At 58.9% G+C, this 18,137-nt stretch carries 14 protein-coding genes; 5 read left to right on the top strand and 9 right to left on the bottom strand.

Features of this window, described 5'->3' with window-relative positions; genetic code table 11:
• Positions 1 to 22: 22 nt before the first annotated feature.
• The gene (locus ACQY1L_RS19880) at positions 23 to 1,057 is read right to left on the bottom strand and encodes a Gfo/Idh/MocA family protein (protein WP_430245985.1); all 1,035 of its coding nucleotides are present in this window, start codon (positions 1,055 to 1,057) and stop codon (positions 23 to 25) included.
• 133 nt (positions 1,058 to 1,190) lie between these two features.
• On the opposite strand from ACQY1L_RS19880, the gene ACQY1L_RS19875 reads away from it, so the two are divergent.
• Positions 1,191 to 2,207, top strand: a complete 1,017-nt coding sequence (locus ACQY1L_RS19875) for a LacI family DNA-binding transcriptional regulator (RefSeq protein ID WP_062577848.1) — start codon at positions 1,191 to 1,193, stop codon at positions 2,205 to 2,207.
• 85 nt (positions 2,208 to 2,292) lie between these two features.
• On the opposite strand, the gene ACQY1L_RS19870 is transcribed toward ACQY1L_RS19875, so the two are convergent.
• On the bottom strand, positions 2,293 to 4,143 hold the full coding sequence (locus tag ACQY1L_RS19870; RefSeq protein ID WP_430245785.1) for a heavy metal translocating P-type ATPase: 1,851 nt from the start codon (positions 4,141 to 4,143) through the stop codon (positions 2,293 to 2,295).
• 301 nt (positions 4,144 to 4,444) lie between these two features.
• Positions 4,445 to 5,275: a universal stress protein gene (locus ACQY1L_RS19865; protein ID WP_092662899.1), complete on the bottom strand. Its 831-nt coding sequence runs from the start codon at positions 5,273 to 5,275 to the stop codon at positions 4,445 to 4,447.
• Between the two features lie 250 nt (positions 5,276 to 5,525).
• Between ACQY1L_RS19865 and ACQY1L_RS19860 the strand changes: the two genes are divergently transcribed.
• Positions 5,526 to 6,227 carry a CBS domain-containing protein gene (locus tag ACQY1L_RS19860; RefSeq protein WP_430245783.1) on the top strand — a complete coding sequence of 234 codons (702 nt, stop codon included), beginning with the start codon at positions 5,526 to 5,528 and terminating at the stop codon, positions 6,225 to 6,227.
• Positions 6,228 to 6,359: 132 nt separating this feature from the next.
• On the opposite strand, the gene ACQY1L_RS19855 is transcribed toward ACQY1L_RS19860, so the two are convergent.
• The 5 genes from ACQY1L_RS19855 to ACQY1L_RS19835 all read right to left on the bottom strand — a co-directional run bounded on the left by ACQY1L_RS19855 (position 6,360) and on the right by ACQY1L_RS19835 (position 13,019).
• On the bottom strand, positions 6,360 to 7,025 hold the full coding sequence (locus ACQY1L_RS19855) for a CBS domain-containing protein (RefSeq protein WP_430245781.1): 666 nt from the start codon (positions 7,023 to 7,025) through the stop codon (positions 6,360 to 6,362).
• 138 nt (positions 7,026 to 7,163) lie between these two features.
• Complete coding sequence (locus ACQY1L_RS19850; RefSeq protein ID WP_430262117.1) at positions 7,164 to 7,523, bottom strand: TraR/DksA family transcriptional regulator; 360 nt, start codon at positions 7,521 to 7,523, stop codon at positions 7,164 to 7,166.
• Positions 7,524 to 7,666: 143 nt separating this feature from the next.
• Positions 7,667 to 10,072: a phosphoketolase family protein gene (locus ACQY1L_RS19845; protein WP_430245777.1), complete on the bottom strand. Its 2,406-nt coding sequence runs from the start codon at positions 10,070 to 10,072 to the stop codon at positions 7,667 to 7,669.
• 73 nt (positions 10,073 to 10,145) lie between these two features.
• On the bottom strand, positions 10,146 to 11,342 hold the full coding sequence (locus tag ACQY1L_RS19840) for an acetate/propionate family kinase (protein WP_430245775.1): 1,197 nt from the start codon (positions 11,340 to 11,342) through the stop codon (positions 10,146 to 10,148).
• 936 nt (positions 11,343 to 12,278) lie between these two features.
• Positions 12,279 to 13,019, bottom strand: coding sequence for a response regulator (locus tag ACQY1L_RS19835; RefSeq protein ID WP_430245773.1), 741 nt, complete (start codon positions 13,017 to 13,019; stop codon positions 12,279 to 12,281).
• A gap of 39 nt (positions 13,020 to 13,058) precedes the next feature.
• On the opposite strand from ACQY1L_RS19835, the gene ACQY1L_RS19830 reads away from it, so the two are divergent.
• The 3 genes from ACQY1L_RS19830 to ACQY1L_RS19820 all read left to right on the top strand — a co-directional run bounded on the left by ACQY1L_RS19830 (position 13,059) and on the right by ACQY1L_RS19820 (position 16,762).
• The gene (locus ACQY1L_RS19830; protein ID WP_430245771.1) at positions 13,059 to 13,883 is read left to right on the top strand and encodes a Crp/Fnr family transcriptional regulator; all 825 of its coding nucleotides are present in this window, start codon (positions 13,059 to 13,061) and stop codon (positions 13,881 to 13,883) included.
• A gap of 21 nt (positions 13,884 to 13,904) precedes the next feature.
• On the top strand, positions 13,905 to 15,821 hold the full coding sequence (locus ACQY1L_RS19825; protein ID WP_430245769.1) for a PAS domain S-box protein: 1,917 nt from the start codon (positions 13,905 to 13,907) through the stop codon (positions 15,819 to 15,821).
• A gap of 440 nt (positions 15,822 to 16,261) precedes the next feature.
• Entirely contained in the window at positions 16,262 to 16,762 is a 501-nt protein-coding gene (locus ACQY1L_RS19820) for a cytochrome b (RefSeq protein WP_062578392.1), read from the top strand.
• Positions 16,763 to 16,827: 65 nt separating this feature from the next.
• Here the strand turns inward: ACQY1L_RS19820 and ACQY1L_RS19815 are convergent, their stop codons facing one another.
• Positions 16,828 to 18,030 carry a M24 family metallopeptidase gene (locus tag ACQY1L_RS19815; RefSeq protein ID WP_430245767.1) on the bottom strand — a complete coding sequence of 401 codons (1,203 nt, stop codon included), beginning with the start codon at positions 18,028 to 18,030 and terminating at the stop codon, positions 16,828 to 16,830.
• Positions 18,031 to 18,137 lie beyond the last annotated feature (107 nt).

Raw genomic sequence — 18,137 nt, 5'->3', positions numbered from 1 at the left:
TGGTTGATCAATGTCACGGTCCCTATGCTGAAATGTCGACGGATTGGCCCGACTTGGCGCTTTCGATGGCGCCAAGCACCATGGCCAGGCTTTTGATATTGTCGTGGTTGACTGTTTCGGGTTCGCGCCCGGTGCTGATGGCATCGAGGAAATCGGCGATCACGCTGGCGTGGCCGTGGGTTTCCTCGTCTCTGGCAGGGGCAGGCACGTCAATTGACGTAAAGCCCGGGAGGAGGCCGGGATCGTTCCCGGCAACGGCAGCCCTAAACGTGTCTTCGCCATCCCAGGTCAGCATGCCTTTCGAGCCGACAATGCGCCACGCGCTTTCCCAGCTGGTGCGCTCGCCTTCGGCACACCAGGAACCTCGATAGGTAAAGACTACATCGTCCGAGAAACGGAAAATCGCATTGGCCGCAGCGCCATGGGCGTACCATGAGCCGGCCGGATTGGTTTCAACACAATAGACCGAGAGGGGCGCCTTGCCGGACACGAAACGCGCTGCATCAAACGTATGGATCGCCATGTCGAGGAGCAGGACATTCTCCATCTCTTCTCGAAAGCCACCGAAATGTGGGCCGAGGAAGAAATCGGAATGAATGCCCGTGACCTCGCCGATCGCGCCGCTTTCGACCAGACGACGCATGCGGCGGACGCCTGCAATGAAACGTCGGTTCTGAACGACGGCATGAATACGACCCGCTGCGCTGGCGGCACGGCGCAGATCCTGCGCTTCCTCCATGGAGGTTGCCATCGGCTTTTCGCTTAAGACGTGGCAGCCATGGGCCAGACCGGCCCTTACCACCGAATGGCGAGCGTTGGGGATGACGACATCCAACAGGATGTCTGGCTTGGTCTCCGCGAGAACAACTTCCAGATCCGTCCCGATAACCGCTTGTTGAAGATTGAATTCGGTTGCAAGCGCCTCAGCTGTCGCTCGGTCGAGATCAACGAGGCCAACGATTTCTATGGCATCTTTGATGTGGGGCGTGTCCCGCACCGCCCGGAGCCAGCCTTTGGCCATAGCTCCGCATCCACACAAAACAGCATTGTATGTCACTGGTATCCTCCTCCTTACGGAAATCGAAACTCCTCTTCCGATTTTCCGTAAACGTTTACGGTAGTATGGACAGGAGCCAGAATTTGTCAATATTGTTTTGGGCGACGCATTCGGGTCCGCGGAAAGGCAGTTCATGAAGGGCATTCGCCAGCTGGCAAATTATCTAGATATATCAATAGGAACTGTGTCCCGCGCCTTGAACGGAAAGGCGGACGTGAATGAGGAGACGCGGCGCCGGGTTCTCGAAGCGGCCACCAGACTGGGCTATGTCGCCAACCAGTCGGGGCGTTCTCTGCGCAAGGGTTCGACAGGCGTCATCGGCTTCATGATGCAGACGGGACCCGAAATTACAGGCCAGGGCGACACGTTCTTTATGAGTGTCTTTGACGGCGTGCAAACCGTCCTTGCCCGTCACAAGCTCGATCTCGTCGCACTGCTGTGTTCATCCGACCAAGACCCGGACGCCTATCTTCAGCGCGTCGTCGCGCGTGGCTTCGCGGATGCTGTCATTCTCTCTGCCACCCGTCTCCACGATGCGCGTTTCGAACTGCTCGCTCGCCACAATATTCCCTTCATCACCTTGGGGCGAAGCCAGACCGATGTCGGCCAGCCTTGGATCGATCTGGATTTCGAGGGCATGGCAGAGGTCGCCATCGAGCGGCTTGTGAAAAGCGGTCACCGGCACATCGGCCTGATCTGGCCGAATGGTGATCTGAACCTCGGCCATCTGTTCGTTCACCGATCCCAGGAGGTTCTTGCCCGGCACAATCTGTCGCTTTCGCCGGAGCACATTTTTCGTGCCACGCCAAGCGAAACGGGTGGCTATGGCGTGGCTCGTCAGATCATGGACTGCGAAACCCGTCCGACGGCTGTTGTCCTTGTCAACGAGACGTTGGTGACCGGGCTCTACCGTGGGCTGGAAGAGGTCGGGCTGATGCCCGGCAAGGACATCGCCATCATCGGGCGGCAGAGCCCGCAGGCCCAGTTTCTCAAACCAAGCCTAACCTGCTTCAGTCTTTCTCTTCGCGATCTCGGCATAAGCCTTGCCGAGGGTCTGTTGTCTGTCATGCCGGAATACAAGCTGCACTACCCTGATGCCGTCAAACGTTTGGTATGGCCCATGGATCTGATCGAAGGCGAGAGCAGCTGAGAACTGCCGCCTCTGTAGATCGGGTCGTCGATCCAAGCCAAACAAAGCAGTGGCGGTAGAATAGACAGGCGCGACGCCAATCGCGTTATGACATACGCGAGGCGGAAGGTCGGATTCTTAGGGCACGCAGGGCGTTGAGGATGACGGCGATATCGATTATTTCCTGAAACAGTGCACCTTGCACCGGCGTCAAATACCCCGCTGCGGCGAGGATCATCGCGCCCACCGATAGACCGATGCCCGCAAAAACACTCTGTAGCGCGATCCGTCGACAGGCGTGCGCAATCGCGATGCCCTCCACAATCCTGTCGAGCCTCTCGACCAACAGAACCGCATCGGCCGACTCGATGGCGGCAGCTGAGCCATGCGCACCCATGGCAAGTCCGATATTCGCTGCAGCAAGGGCAGGCGCGTCATTCACGCCATCGCCGATCATCATCACCGGCGCGCGTGTCTTTTCATCCTTGACGATGTCGATCTTTTGGCCTGGCGAGAGGTCGGCTCTGACCTCATCGAAAGGCAGGCCGGCGGTGATTTGGCGTGCGACAATCGCGCGGTCGCCCGTGGCCAGAATGATCCGCGTTACCCCAATTGCCTTGAAACCGTTCAACGCCGAAGCAGCTCCCGCCCTGAGTTGATCCGAAAACAACAAGATGCCGGCAAATTTCCCGTCGATCGCGACCGCTGCGGCGATGGTTCCTGGTGTGTGTGCGTCGTTGATTTCAACGCCGTAGGCCGAGGCGATGAAGTTGATGCCACCGATGGCAACCTTTCTGTCGCCAACCGTCCCGGCAATTCCTTCGCCGGGTTCCTCGCTCACCTGTTCCGGCGAAACAAGGCTCAAGTTCCGGGCATGCGCTGCATCAACCAGCGCCTTGGCGGCCACGTGACTCGATGCCTGATCGAGCGAGGCGACGAGGCGCAGAAACTCGTCCTCTGGCCAAGATGTAGAAATTTCTCGCAGGGTCGGTCTGCCATCGGTCAGCGTCCCTGTCTTGTCGAGCACCAGCGTCCGGATCATGCTTAGCTCTTCAAGGATTTTTGCCCCCTTGATCAGAAGACCGGAGCTTGCCGCCCTTGAGACACCAGCAGCCCAAGCGATCGGTACGGCGAGGATGAGTGGGCAGGGTGTTGCGACCACGAGGACAGCGACGGACCTGACGGGATCCCCGGAAATCCACCAAGCCAGCAAAGCGATTGCGATTGTGACGGTCAGGAAGACCAACGCATACCGGTCTGCCATGCGGGCCATCGGCGCCTTGCTCTGCTGGGCCGCCTCAACAAGCTTCAAGATGCCCGCATAGGTACTGTCGGAGGCTGCTTTTGTGGCGGTCATATTAAAGAGGTCACCGACATTGGCGGCCCCGCTCATGACGACATCGCCCGGGCGTTTCTTGGCAGGCAGCGGTTCGCCTGTCAGTGCGGACTCGTCAAGAACAGCCTCCCCGTCGTTCACGGTACCGTCGACCGGCACCAGATCGCCACGCCGAACAACAAGGCAGTCGCCAACTGCTATGGAATCGACTGACACTTCCTCCATCTGGCTTTCACGGCGCCTCGTTGCCACATGAGGTGCACGCGAAAGAAGCGCGGTCATCTCCCGTCGGGCTCTGCCCTCGGCGACATTCTCGAGATATTGACCGCCGGAATACATCAAGGCCACGATCGTCGCCGCAAGGTATTCGCCAAAAAGAAGGGCTCCGCCCATGGAGAGAAGCGCGATGACATCCAGACCGATTTCACCGGCGCCAATCCGCGCGATGATCTGGGCAACGAGGGCGACCATGACGAGGCCGGTCGCAAGCGCCAGCGATGTGACATAGAGATCCTGAAATCCGCCGTGCCAGGCGATCAATCCAATTGTCAGCCCGATGATCGGGGCCGCGACGAGAAGGGGCCGTAACGGCCGGAGCCAGTGTTCCAGGGGCATAGTCATCCTCGTCTTCAAGCGCCTGTTGTTAAGGCAGGGGACCGTCACCGGGATCCGCTACCAGGGACCGATCGCATGATCAGGATTGCAATCTTAGATTGCGGTATTCCCACCCCGGTTGCCGCCGAGACGATCTGTATAGGATCGACCGGGTCAGCGACGCGGGAACGTGCTGGACGGACCAAGCCCTGAACCACGAGAACCATCGGGCGCGCGACGGCCATGAGGCCGTCAACGCGCCGGACGGAACGAGAGGCCCGACCGCAGCCGATGCGCCTAAGGTTCGGAGACTGTGCGTGACAGCCGCTCATCGGGCCATGAATATCGGAAAATCCGAAGATTCCAGCAAGGTTGCCGTCACACCGCCGAAGATACGTTCATGCAGCCGCGAATGGCCGTAGGCTCCCATGACGATCATGTCGCAGCCGGTTTCCAATGCATGCTGCGTGAGAATGTCCTCGGTTGCTCGGCCGCCGCTCGCCAGCTGTTCGACGACAACCTTGATGCCATGTCGCGAGAGAAATGCGGCAACGTCTGCGCCAGGCTCGCCCCCGTTTTTGAAGTAGGCACCATCCGGATCGACGAGAACGACATGCACGGCATCGGCTCGTTTCAGAATATCCAATGCATCCTTGGCGGCTGTTGCGGATTCCGCTCTGGAATTCCAGGCGAGAAGAACATTTTTGGGCGGAAAAGTGATGTTGCCCTTGGAAGGGATCAGCAGGATCGGCGTGCGGGCGTCAAAGGCTGCAGCCGAGACCACAAGACGTCGCAACCCTCTTTCGCGCCGGACGCTGTTGCCGAGAATGACGAGGTCGGCATACATGGCGCGCACGCCGATATTGCTCTGAAGGATGAAATTGTCGTCGTAAAAGTGATCGATATCAAAGGAAATGGCGCTCTGGCTGCACAGCGCCTCGGCGGCCGTCTTGACGTTGACCAGCGCCTTTATCTCTTCCTGCCGTTGCTCAAGCCAGGCGGTCCCCACGGGATAGTCGGACGTGATCGGCTGCAACGCCGTGCCGATGACCATGATCGAAAGATGCGCGTCTGACTCAATTGTCAGTTCGATGGCCTTGGCAATATCGGCGTTGGCGCCGTGTTCACCGACGACAGCAAGAATAGTTTTGAACGACATGGTTGGCTCCATCCATTTCAGAGGTTTTGGATGAAGCAAGCCTAGAAGCCTCGGAAGAGATGGCGATGATCTTTGTCAATCGATGGGTACGAAAGCGCTTTCGGGAGACCGAACAGGTCCATTATCTTCAGACCGGCCTCTTCGCACACGCGTTGCCCGGACTGGGGCGCTCGAAGCGGTGATCGTTGATGAAGATCAAGGACGGCCCGAGCCGCGGGTTTAACCTCCCGACAACGAGGGAGAAAAGACCATGCAGACCGTGCGATCAATCATGACGGCAGATCCGATTTCTGTTCACCCAGACGCCAAGATCTGGGAGGCGGCCAACACCATGTTGGATTGCGGCTTCAGCGGTCTGCCGGTAATCGATAATGACGAGCAGGTGCTGGGCGTGATCAGTGAAAGCGATTTCCTGCGACGCGGGGAGCTTCGGTCGCAGGCTTCGCCCGGGATGTGGCGTAGGCTGTTTTCGTCACGCGGTGCGTTGGCGGAGGATTACGCGAAAGCTTTCGGGAAAGAGGTGAGCGAAGTCATGTCCTCGCCGGCGATCACGGTCGAGCCATGGATAACCGTCGAAGATGCCGCGAACCTGATGGGCGATCGCGGCATCAAACGCCTGCCGGTTGTCGAAAATGAAAAGCTTGTCGGCATCGTCACGCGAGCCGACATCATGCGCACCCTGATCCGACAGATGTCAGCGTCCGCCGTCGATCGGATCGATGCGGATATCAAAGCCGGACTTGAGGCTGAATATGACCGGCAACGGTGGGGTGACACCATCACGGTGGCCGTCGACGCGACTGTGGTCACACTGGAAGGCAGGGTACTGGATGCACGCGAAAAGACGGCTGCGCGGGTCGCGGCTGAGAACACTCTGGGTGTCACCAAGGTGATCGATCAGATTCTGGTTGTCGGACTACCGGAAATGCCAGTCTCACCTCCAGGATTTTAAGCCGAACAGTGCCTGCGCAGGACGGACCGTACGAAATCGCTCGCGCATGATCGTCTTTGTTTTGAGGGGCTGTCGCCGCCTGCGCCCGCCTATGTGGACAACCGAAAGGCGTCAGACAGGGCGAACGTCGCGTCAGTGGTCCAGTGTCTCAACGCAGTTGGTTTCGAAAATCAGGCCGGCTACACCAGCAACGCTTTCTGCCACGACTTGCATGGCACGCCTTTGCGCAGGCGAGGGGACAGGGCCGAAGATTTCGACGATCGAATTCCTGACCTCAACTGTAAGTCTCTCTGGCTCGAGGCCGAGCTCCGAGCGCAGCCGCGTCAAAACTGCAAGCCGCAACGCGAGATCTCCTTTTGCCACCGCATCGCGGTTTGCAGTCACGGCCCGTATGATATCGCTCCGACTGATGATCCCCACGAGCCTTTCCGACTGAAGAACGGGCAACCGTTTGATACCATGCGTCCTGACAAGCGCTGCAACATCCGCAAGCGATTGTTGTGGCGAGACGGAGATAACGTCCTTTGTCATGGAATCTGCCACGGTGGTGCCGTGCGCTCGCACGTAACTTTCGAAGAAACTATCGTCAGGATCTTTCGGTGGAGACTGCGGGCCTAGATTGAAGGCGCTCCGACTCAAGAGATCGCCTTCCGTCAGCATCCCGACGACTTGACCATCGTCGCTGATCACCGGCAGACCGCTGACCTTGTGATCGAGCATCAGCTGGATCGCATGTTTGATACTCGTGCTCGCCGACACGCAGATCGGCCTCTGTGTCATGAAGTCCCTGACCAACATCAAACAATCCTCTCGCAGCTTTTGTTCACTTTGACAGATGCGATGCTGGAGACCTTTGATCTTTCGCAACGCAAGGCGCCCGAGACGCAGCCACTGCCGGAATTCACGCCTTCGCCCGTAACGCCGCCATAGGGCGGTCTAGAGATGCTGAAGCGCGTGTGCGCAGGATTGGCAGAACGGCGTGTGCGGGACGATGTCGAGACGTTGGTCGCTGATTCCATTGCCGCATTTGGCGCAGATACCGAAAGTGCCTTCCTTTACCCGGTGAAGGGCGGCCTCGATCGCCAGCAGCTCCGTTTGCCCCGCCTCGCCGAGCTCATCCAGAACCTCGTCGTTGTTGCGTTCGACCGCACGATCGTCGTCGTCGCGATTACGAGGTTGTTCAAAGTCATGCTCGATTTTTTCGAGGCGTGTTTGCAGATACTGCTGTCGTTGGAGGAGGATCGCCTTGAACTTCGTCTCGCGCTGCTCCCGCTGCTCAAATGAGAATGTCGTCATCGTGTCCCCGAGTTTTAAGTGTGAGACCGGATATTCCTCCACTCGCAGGAAAGGGCATTGATCGTGGTCAAGCGGACTTGGTGCTTCCGCTCAAAGCAGCCCGAGCGTGATAGGTCGGGCTGCTTCGTTTGATGTCCGGCCTTTTATCCAACCGTCTTGGAGGTTTTCCATTTCCAGTCGCGAATTTCCGGCATGTCCTCGCCATGTTCGCGGACATAGCGTGTGTGTTCCGCCAGCTTGTCCTCAAGCATCGCGATCACGCTGCCTGCCTTGTCCTTCAAACCGGGTAGGCGTTCGATCGCCTCGATCGCGAGATGGAAGCGATCGAGTTCGTTCAGCACCGTCATGTCGAACGGAGTTGTCGTCGTGCCTTCTTCGATGAAGCCTCGAACATGGATGTTCTGGTGGTTGGTACGTTTGTAGGTCAGCCGGTGGATGAGGTAGGGGTAACCGTGATAGGCGAAGATCACCGGCCTGTCGGTGGTGAACAGACGATCGAACATCTCGTCTGAGAGACCATGGGGATGCTGGTCCTGCGATTGCAGGGCGAGCAGGTCGACGACATTGACGACGCGTATGCTGAGTTCCGGGATCGCGTCCCGCAGCAGGCAAACCGCCGCCAGCGTCTCGAGCGTCGGCACGTCACCGGCGCAGGCCATCACCACGTCGGGTTCGACCGCACCGTCCTCGTTGCCAGCCCAGTCCCAGATGCCGATGCCGGCCTCGCAATGCCGGATCGCTTCGTCCATGGTCAGCCATTGCGGTTCAGGTTGCTTGCCGGCAACGATCACGTTGACGCGGTCCCAGGTCTTCAGGCAGTGGTCGCCGATCCACAACAGAGTATTGGCATCCGGCGGCAGGTAGATGCTCACGATATCCGCCTTCTTGTTGGCAACGAGATCGAGGAAGCCCGGGTCCTGGTGGGAAAAGCCGTTATGGTCCTGCCGCCAGACATGCGAGGTGAGCAGGTAGTTGAGCGAGGAGACGGGCTTGCGCCATGGCAGTTCACTCGACACTTTCAGCCACTTGGCGTGCTGGTTGAACATCGAATCGATGATGTGGATGAAGGCCTCGTAGCAGGAGAAGAGGCCATGCCTGCCGGTCAGCAGATAACCTTCCAGCCAGCCCTGGCAGAGATGCTCTGAAAGCACCTCCATCACACGGCCGTCACGGGACAGATGCACGTCGTAGGGCTCGATCTTCTCCATCCAGACGCGGTCGGTGACCTCAAAGACATTGCCGAGCCGGTTCGATTCCGTTTCGTCCGGACCAAAGATGCGGAAGTTCGAATTCGCGTCGTTGCGCTTCATTACGTCGCGCAGATACTTCCCGAGGATCTCCGTCGTCTGCACCATGTCGGCGCCCCGCGTCCTTACGGGAACCGCATAGTCGCGGATGTCGGGGACGATGAGTTCCTTGCGCAAAAGGCCGCCATTGGCGTGGGGGTTGGCACCCATGCGGCGTTCGCCGCCGGGCGATAGCGCCCGCAATTCCTCCTTCAGCCGGCCGTTGGCGTCGAACAGATCGTCCGGATTGTAGCTCCGCATCCAGTCCTCAAGGACCTTGCGATGCCCGTCGTCCTCGCGGCAGCCGGAGACCGGCACCTGGTGCGCGCGCCAGAAACCTTCGACCTTCTTGCCGTCGACTTCCTTTGGTCCCGTCCAGCCCTTGGGGCTGCGAAACACGATCATCGGCCAGCGTGGGAGGCCTTCCGAAACCGTACCGTCGCGGGCTTCGGCCTGTATCGTGCGGATGCGATCGAAAACCGTCTCGAATGCCGCAGCCATCTGCCGGTGCATATCGGCCGGTTCATGGCCCTCTACGAAAAACGGTTCGTAGCCGTGTCCGCGGAAAAGGTGCTCGATGTCTTCGTCGGCCATGCGGCCGAGAAGCGTTGGGTTGGCGATCTTGTAGCCGTTCAGATGCAGGATCGGCAGCACCGCACCGTCGCGGGCGGGGTTCAGGAACTTGTTCGACTGCCAGCTTGCGGAAAGCGGTCCGGTCTCTGCCTCGCCATCGCCGACGACGCAGGCGACGATGAGGTTGGGATTGTCGAAGGCTGCGCCGTAGGCATGCACCAGAGCGTAGCCGAGTTCGCCGCCTTCATGGATCGAGCCCGGGGTTTCCGGGGCCGCATGGCTCGGAATCCCGCCAGGGAAGGAAAACTGCCGGAACAGTTTCCGCATACCTTCGGCATCCTCGGAGATGTCCGGATAGATTTCGCTATAGGTGCCTTCGAGATAGGTGCTCGCCACCATGCCGGGACCGCCATGGCCGGGTCCGCAGACATAGATCATGCTGAGATCGCGGTTGCGGATCATCCGGTTGAGATGCGCATAGATGAAGTTGAGGCCGGGCGTCGTGCCCCAGTGGCCGAGCAACCGTGCCTTGATATGCTCCGGCTTCAAGGGCTCCTTCAACAGTGGGTTGTCGAGAAGATAAATCTGCCCGACGGAGAGATAGTTTGCCGCCCGCCAATAGCGGTCGATGAGCGTCAGCTCCTCAGTGCTGATTTCGGGCGTGACGGGCAGGTTGTTACGTAGCTGCATCTTCTTGCTCCTTTGAAAGGGCGAGTGATCGAAAATTACTGTCGTGACTGGGAGCGACGCCTCCGCGGTGCCGTCAGGTGGCGGGATGTTCCCTCGCGCGAAAAACGGACATGCACTCCTCTGCGATCATCTGTTCTTCATCCGTAGCGATGACATGAAGGGCAACGCGGCTTGCCGCGGTGCTGATCGTGGGCGCGTTGTTTTGATTGGCCGAACCGTCCAGCTCTACGCCCAGCCACAAAAGCTGGTCTGCAATGCGCCTGCGGATCTCCGGTTGGTTCTCGCCAATGCCGGCGGTGAAGACGAGGCCGTCGAGCCCACCGAGCGTGGATGCAAGCCTCCCGACCTCGCCGGCGATCCGGAGCGTGAAGAGATCGATTGCCTCCCGCGCTTCTTCACTGTCGTTCTCCAGGAGCTCGCGCGTATCGCCGCTAAGGCCTGAAACACCCAGCAGGCCGGACTTGTGGTAGAGCATGTCCTCCACGTCTTCGACCGACTTGCCGATCGGCCCCAGAAAATGCAGCAGCACACCGGGATCAAGCCAGCCGGGTCGCGTTGCCATCGGGATTCCGTCCAGCGTCGAAAAGCCCATGCTGGAATCGCGGCTGAGACCGTTTTCGATGGCGCAGAGGCTGGCGCCGCTGCCCAGATGGGCGATGATGACCTTGCCGTCCGCAATACCGGGCGCCTTGGCGGCCAGTGCACCGGCGACGTAGCGATAGGACAGTCCATGGAAGCCGTACCGCTTGATGCCCTCGTCATGATAGGCGCGCGGAATTGCGAGACGCCGCACGAGGTCGGACTGTGTCGCATGGAAAGTCGTATCGAAGGAGCCGGTCTGGAACAGATCAGGGCGCAGGTGCCGGACGGCTTCGATCATCCGCAGCGCCTGGGGCTGATGGAGTGGCGCAAGTGCCGTCAACGACCGAACCTTCGCAACAGTCGCGGTCGTCAGTTCCACGGGACCGTCGAAGACGTCGCCGCCATGGACGATGCGGTGACCGGCGGAGGTGACGGCGTCGAGATCGAAATGGGCACTCAGTTCCCCGAACACCTTGTCCATCAGGCCGGCAAGATCGTCGCCGGAAGCGCCTTCCAGCGACAGTTCGAACTGCGCCGGACCTTCCTTGAGATGCAGCGACACGGGGTCGCTTGCAAAATCGACCACGGCTTTGCCGATCCGCTCAGGCCTTTCACCGTCCACCCTGAAGATGCCGATTTTCACGGATGAAGATCCGGCATTGAAGGTGAGGAGAAGCTTGTCCGTCATAAAGGCGTCCTTGTTTCACGTCCTCTTGCAGCCCGCGGCTCGACACGGCGCTGTAATGGCAATCATTCAGTAGTCCTGCGACCGCATGGCTGGGCTTTGGGGCCGCGTGTTCAAAACGGTCGTTCTCGGTGGCTCGCCTCCGGTAACTCTTTCACCCGGAATGGTGCGGCTCTCATTGATAAAGCGCAATGCAACGGGGCGTTGATCGTCGAGCCATTGCGGGTCAGGCGTTTGTGGCGCAGCAGATGTTGGCAGAGGTCCAGTTGAAGACCGTCGCCTGATTTCCGAGCAGGCATGCCTTCCAGGTTCATCGGGCGAATGGATAAGCACATCCTTGCGCTCTCCTTCGATCCTCACGCTACGCGCTGAAGAAGGCGCTTCAGCGTCCATATTGCGTCTTTCTTCACCCGCGCTGACCCTTCGACATCTGCAGTCGTTGCGTTGACCGCCGTCAATGCAGGCTCAGCCGGTCCACCAAAGATTAACGGTGCAATGGGGGGATGGAGATGGATGCGGACTATACGGTCAGTGCGCTTCGAGCCTCGGACGTTGCTCGTGCTTACGCAATCGTTCGGCATCTCTTTCCGAACATTGATCTTGCCGAGTGGCAGGCAGCGACTTCCACAGAAGACCTCCGGAGAAATTGGCTTACTGTAATCGACCCGGCAGGGGTTGTCCGCGGGATTTCCCTGGTATTTGTCAGCACGCAAAGTGGCTTGAGCAAACAGCTGGAAGTTCCTGTTCTCGCGTCCGTAAGTCTCCTCAATGAGCACAGCGTGGCAGGGCGCTTGTTGGAGTATGCGAAACGCCGCGCTGCAGAGGAAGGATGCAATCGCATCCACGTCTGGCCCGTCGCCAAAACGGACCACTGGCTTCTGGGCGACACCTCGACTTTCAAAGTACCGCGGGCCGGTTTAACGTATGACCTATCGCCCTCTAAGCAACCTTCGCCACGCTGACGCGTGCGGCGAACATGTAGCCGACGCCCCGGATGGAGCGAATTATTTGCGGCTGTTTGGGGTCGATCTCCACCTTGCGCCGGATCCGGACGATTTGAGCGTCGATTGCCCGATCATAGGCATCGAGATGGCGCCCTTTTGTTTCCTCTAGCAAGAAATCTCGCGACAGCACGCGTCCTGGATGGGCCACAAAGGCAGCAAGGAGGTCGTATTCGCCTGTTGTCAGATGGATACCTTCGCCATCCGCTGATGACAGCTCGCGTCGCGTAAGGTTCAGAGCCCAGCGGTCGAAATGGACGATCTTGTCGGTCTCTTCCTGCTCGGGAGGTTGCACGTTTCGCCGGCGAAGAATGGCTTTCAGCCTGGCGTGCAGCTCCCTGAGGTTAAACGGCTTCGCGAGATAGTCGTCGGCGCCCATCTCAAGCCCGATGATCCGGTCCACAACGTCATTTCGACCGGTCAGCATGATGATCGGGGTATCGGACGCCGCTCGCACCTCCCGAACAAGATCAAAACCATCGGCCCCTCCGGGCAAAGAGACGTCCAGCAGGATGAGATCGACCTGTGTGTGCGCAAGTTGCAGGCGCATCTCCTCACCGTCCTTGGCCTTGCTGGTTAAATAGCCCTCTTCGTTGAGATATCGCTTCAACATTTGAGTGATCCTCACATCATCATCGACGATGAGGATGTGAGCTGTCGCAGGATTTTGCCGCGCCATTATCCCCTCCTGTTACAATGTGTTACGCAATTCCATAGATTGTCACGGAAACAGCATCCGCCCGTCACGCCACGCGAGTCAACTGCGCGCATCGAGATTGGAGGCACGGTTATGCTCAGTACAACTCAGAATTATGAAAGTGGGACGACTGCTCTTCACGCAGTCCATCACCAAACCAGCCTTCACAGCCTGTTCTGCAAGCAGCCGTTTGAACATTTGACAGCGGGAAAAGCGCTTTTCTTTGAGAGCGACGATGCGGTCGATGTTTTCGAAATTCTCGAAGGTACGTTGAGGATTTTTCGGATCATCGCCGACGGACGGCGGGTGATTACCGGCTTTCTCTATCCAAACGATATCGTCGGCATCTCGCTTGGCAGGCGTTATCTCTACAGTGCCGAGGCGGTGACGTCTGTAACCCTGAGGCGATTGTCACGACGCCGGTTCGATGCAGCGGTGACCGAGAGTGATCACTTGCGCCCACAGCTCTTCGCTCTGGTCTCCGACGAGATGGCGGCAGCGCAGGATCAGATGGTACTCCTGTCGTCCAAGAACGCGGAGGAACGCCTTTGTTCCTTTCTGCTGGCGACACTCCGGCGCCAAGCGGCTTCCTCAGGCAACCGGACCACGCTGGAGCTTCCCATGGGGAGGCAGGACATAGCCGATTACCTTGGACTGACAATCGAAACAGTCTCGCGCACCATGACAAAACTCATCGGCAAGGGTGCCATCCAAATCGACGGTGTGGCGGCTCGAAACGCGATAACGATCTGCCGTCCGGTTCTGCTTGCGCAGATGGCCGGAGATGAAGATGATCGTTCCCGCGAGCCCCGGTTAACGATCGTCCGCGGGGGACGGTCCCACTGAGCGTGCGATCATGGGAAAGCTATGTCATATAGAGGCAGTCGAGATGAGCTCGAACGACAGCTTTCTGCTGTTACAGGCTTGCTGGATGCGGCAAACATCATTGTTCACGGAACGGATGGTATCATCCGCAGCTGGACTGCAGGATGCGAAAACCTCTACGGATGGTCACGCATCGAGGCCGTTGGCCAAGAGGTTCACGAGCTTCTCGGCACGCAGTTCCCTGAATCTGTTGAAGAACAACGAAACCGGTTCTTGGCTGCGCAGTCTTGGAGCGGCGAAGTCATTCATCACCACAAGGATGGCCGTCCTCTCTTCATTGCGACCCACTGGGTTCTTCTGTCGCCGCTGGGCTCGGCCGAGCAGGTCGTGGTCCAGACAAACAACGATGTCACGGCCATGAAAGTGATGCAGGAAACCGTCGCCGAGCGCGAGGCCCACCAGCTTTCTATCCTGGATACCGTTCCTGACGGGATGGTCGTCATTGATGAAGCGGGCATCATCTCGTCGTTCAGCGCGGCTGCGGAACGGCTGTTCGGATACAAGGCAGCAGAAGTCTGCGGACTGAATGTCAAGGTTTTGATGCCCGACCCCGACCGAGCGGCGCACGATAGCTATATTTCCAATTACCTGACGACCGGCGAACGGCGCATCATCGGATATGGCCGGGTTGTGACCGGACGACGCAAGGACGGCTCGACCTTTCCGATGGAGCTTTCGGTGGGCGAAGCAGCAACCCACAACAAGCGGATCTTTACGGGCTTCATCCGGGACCTGACGAGCCGACACAAGATCGAGGAAGAACTGCGCCAATCGCAGAAGATGGAGGCAATTGGCCAGCTGACCGGCGGTTTGGCTCATGATTTCAACAATCTCCTGACCGTGGTCAGCGGCAATCTGGAAATGATCGATAACAAGCTTGAGGATCCAAAGCTTCGAGTGCTCCTGCGTGAGGCGCAAAGCGCGGCAGATGACGGTGCCAAACTGACAAGCCAGCTTCTCGCATTCGGACGGCGTCAAAGCCTCAATCCGAGAACGGTGGACATAGGGCAACTCGTCGGCGGCTTTTCGGACCTGTTGCGCAGAACCCTTGGAGAAGCCGTTGAGCTTCGCACGGTTATATCAGGCGCGGCCATCGAGGCTTCGGTCGACGGATCGCAGCTTCAGAATGCCATCCTGAACTTGGCGATAAATGCGCGCGACGCTATGCCAAAAGGCGGAAGGCTGACGATCGATATCTCCAGCGTCAAACTCGATGCTGACTACGCGAAAACCTATCCGTCGGTAAGGACTGGTGACTTTGTCTTGATCTCAGTAACGGACACGGGTTCGGGAATGACGGCCGAGGTTCGCGAGAAGGCTTTTGACCCGTTCTTCACAACGAAGGGCCTTGGTGCCGGGACAGGTCTGGGTTTGAGTATGGTCTACGGTTTTGCCAAGCAATCCGGTGGAAACATTCAGCTCTACAGCGAGCCCGGGCAGGGAACGAGCGTCAGGCTCTTTCTGCCTTCCGCCCGGTCAAAAGCTGACGAAGAGATCACGCATTTCGACACGGCAGAAACCGCTCCGTTGCCCCGAGGCCGGGAAAAGCTTTTGGTCGTCGAAGACGATCCGAGGGTGCGTCGAGTGGTGGTCGCACGGCTTGCAGACCTCGGCTACCAAATCATCGAAGCAGCAACTGGAATTGAGGCGCTCGAACTCCTCCAAAAGCACGATGACATCTCGCTCCTCTTTACCGACATCGTCATGCCAGGCGGCATGACAGGCAACGAGCTTGCGGATCAAGTGAGGATGGCAAAGCCGACGATAAAGGTTCTGTTCACGTCCGGATACGCCGAGCCAACCATCGCAGGTAAAGAACTGGCTCAGTCAGGACGATGGTTGCGGAAACCACATACTGCTCGGGAGCTCGCGACGGTCTTACGCGAACTTTTGGATTGACTCCCCTGAACACGGCGTCTGTTTTTCTTCTGCTTTCGCATACGCTTTGAATGATCGGTCTTTCACCCCGTATAACTCTATCCGTGACCGCAACGGCTGCCGCGGATGAACCTTTCCACGGCGACCGGCACGGTGTTCGGGCCGTCCGGAACGGGACGTCGTGGCGGCTGGGTCTCTCTACCTGATGCAATCGCGAAACGCTTCGAGACCGCGTCATGGCAGCGGAGGCAGGCGTTGGGAAATGACCCTGACCGCCTTCAGTTCAATGTCAGCTTCGGCCTCTAGTCGATCATCCTGACAACCGAAGGAATGAAACGGTGCGTGTGAAGCTGAAGTCCCCGCACCAAGCGATCTCGATGATCAAACCCAATGCCCCGTCGACGCTCACCATCCGATCGCCCCATGCGACGTCTGAGACAACCACGATGGAAGGATCACCAATGACAACGTCTAGACCTCTATCATTCTCCGTATCTCAACGCGTCCTGCACTGGCTTACCGCTGCGCTCGTCACTTTCAACCTCGTCCTGCCCGATGGCATGAGCGACTGGAACCGGAGTATGGAGCGAGACGGGATGGCCTCTGCCGACCAAGTGGCAAGTGCCAATATTCACGCCTATGTGGGCATTTCTATTCTGGCTCTCGTCGTGCTTCGCCTGATCATCCGCTTCACCCGTGGCGTTCCGGCATCCCCGCCGCAGGAACCCCCGATTTTTCGGATGGCTGCCACAGCCGCGCATGCCGCGCTCTACATTCTGCTCGTCGCAATGCCGCTGACTGGCATGGCTGCATACTATCTTGGCTACGGCAGTGCAGGGGAACTGCATGCCGATGTCCTCAAAGTCGCCTTATGGGTGCTGATCTCCGGCCATGTGCTGGGCGCTCTTGTCCACCAGTTCTATTGGAAAACAAATGTTCTGCGCAGGATGACGACTGGCTAGAAGGCTGCGCCGGCCAACACAGGTGACGCCGGCCCAGGCTCACGCCCTCGGATAGACTCGCCTCGTCAATCAAACGGCCGCTCGAGAGAGGACGACGGCTGCGTGAAGAAGGCGGGCCCCTCTTCGGTCATGTAGATGATGTCTTCCAGGCGGACGCCGCATTCGCCGTAAAGTGCCAGCATCGGCTCGTCGGAAAACACCATGCCGGGAGCAAGCGGTGTCTTGTTGCCGCGAACGATGTAGGGGTCTTCGTGCATGTCCATGCCGAGCCCATGTCCGGTTCGGTGCGGCAGGCCGGGAACCTGATAGTCGGGACCGTAGCCGGCATCGGTCAGCACCTTGCGGGCGGCAAAATCAACCTCTTCGCAGGCGGTCCCGATCTTTGCCGCGTCAAAGGCGGCGCGATGGGCTTTCTGTTCGAGCGACCAGATCTCGCGCTGGCGTTCCGTCGGCTCTCCGAAGACATAGGTGCGGGTGATATCAGAACAGTAGCGGTGGATATGCGCGCCGAGATCGATCAGCACCATGTCGCCCCCCTTCAGCGTCTGCGCGTAGGGAACGCCGTGCGGATAGGCGGTCGCTTCGCCGAACTGCGCGGCGGCAAAGATGTGTTTCATGCCGAGCTTGGCATGCGCAGCGGCAATGAAATCGGTGACTTCCGTTGTCTTCACGCCCTCGTAGAGACCTTCCCAGACGGCCTTGTGAACACCAAGGCTCGCGGTCATCGCGGCCTGGATGATCGCGATCTCGTTCGCCGACTTGATCTGCCGGCACTGGGCAATCAAGTCCTTGGCGCCGGTAACCGTCAGGCGGTCGCCGAGATGCGTGGTGATTGGGCTGGAAAATGCGAACGGCGTCGCCGGATCGAAGGCCAGAATGTTCCCGTCTGCGGCAAGGCTGCAGATCAGGTCAGCGACCAAACGGGCCGGATCCTCATGCTCCTCCCAGACCGCGATCTCGCCGGGGATCGTGATTAGCGTCTGGGTTTTCGGCTCCTCGAAGGCTGGGCTGATATAGATCGGAGCGCCGCGCGAAGGGATGATCGCACCATGCATGCGTTCGCTCGCCCCGAGCGTCATGGCGGTAAAATAGGTGAGGCTCGTCGATGTATCGAGATAGACCGCCTTGACGCCTCCGTCGCGCATCAGCCCCTGCAGCTTGGCTATGCGCGCGTTCAGTTCCTCCTTCGAGATCGGCGGAACCGCGGCAGCAATATTGTCAAAACCGGCAAGCGACTGTTCGAACGATATGTAGGCAGGGGCACTCATGCTGGGACTTTCCTGAAAGCGCTGTTCGGCGGGCGGGGCCTACGCGAGGGGTGAGATCTTTGAGCGTGCGCAGTTGGCGTAGCGGTAGCGTTTGGCGATGAATATGC

This window comes from Neorhizobium sp. DAR64862/K0K3, assembly GCF_050500185.1.
Taxonomy (GTDB): Bacteria; Pseudomonadota; Alphaproteobacteria; order Rhizobiales; family Rhizobiaceae; genus Neorhizobium; species Neorhizobium soli.
The sequence above is the reverse complement of the archived record's forward strand: the minus strand, read 5'-3'. Positions and strand labels throughout refer to the sequence as shown.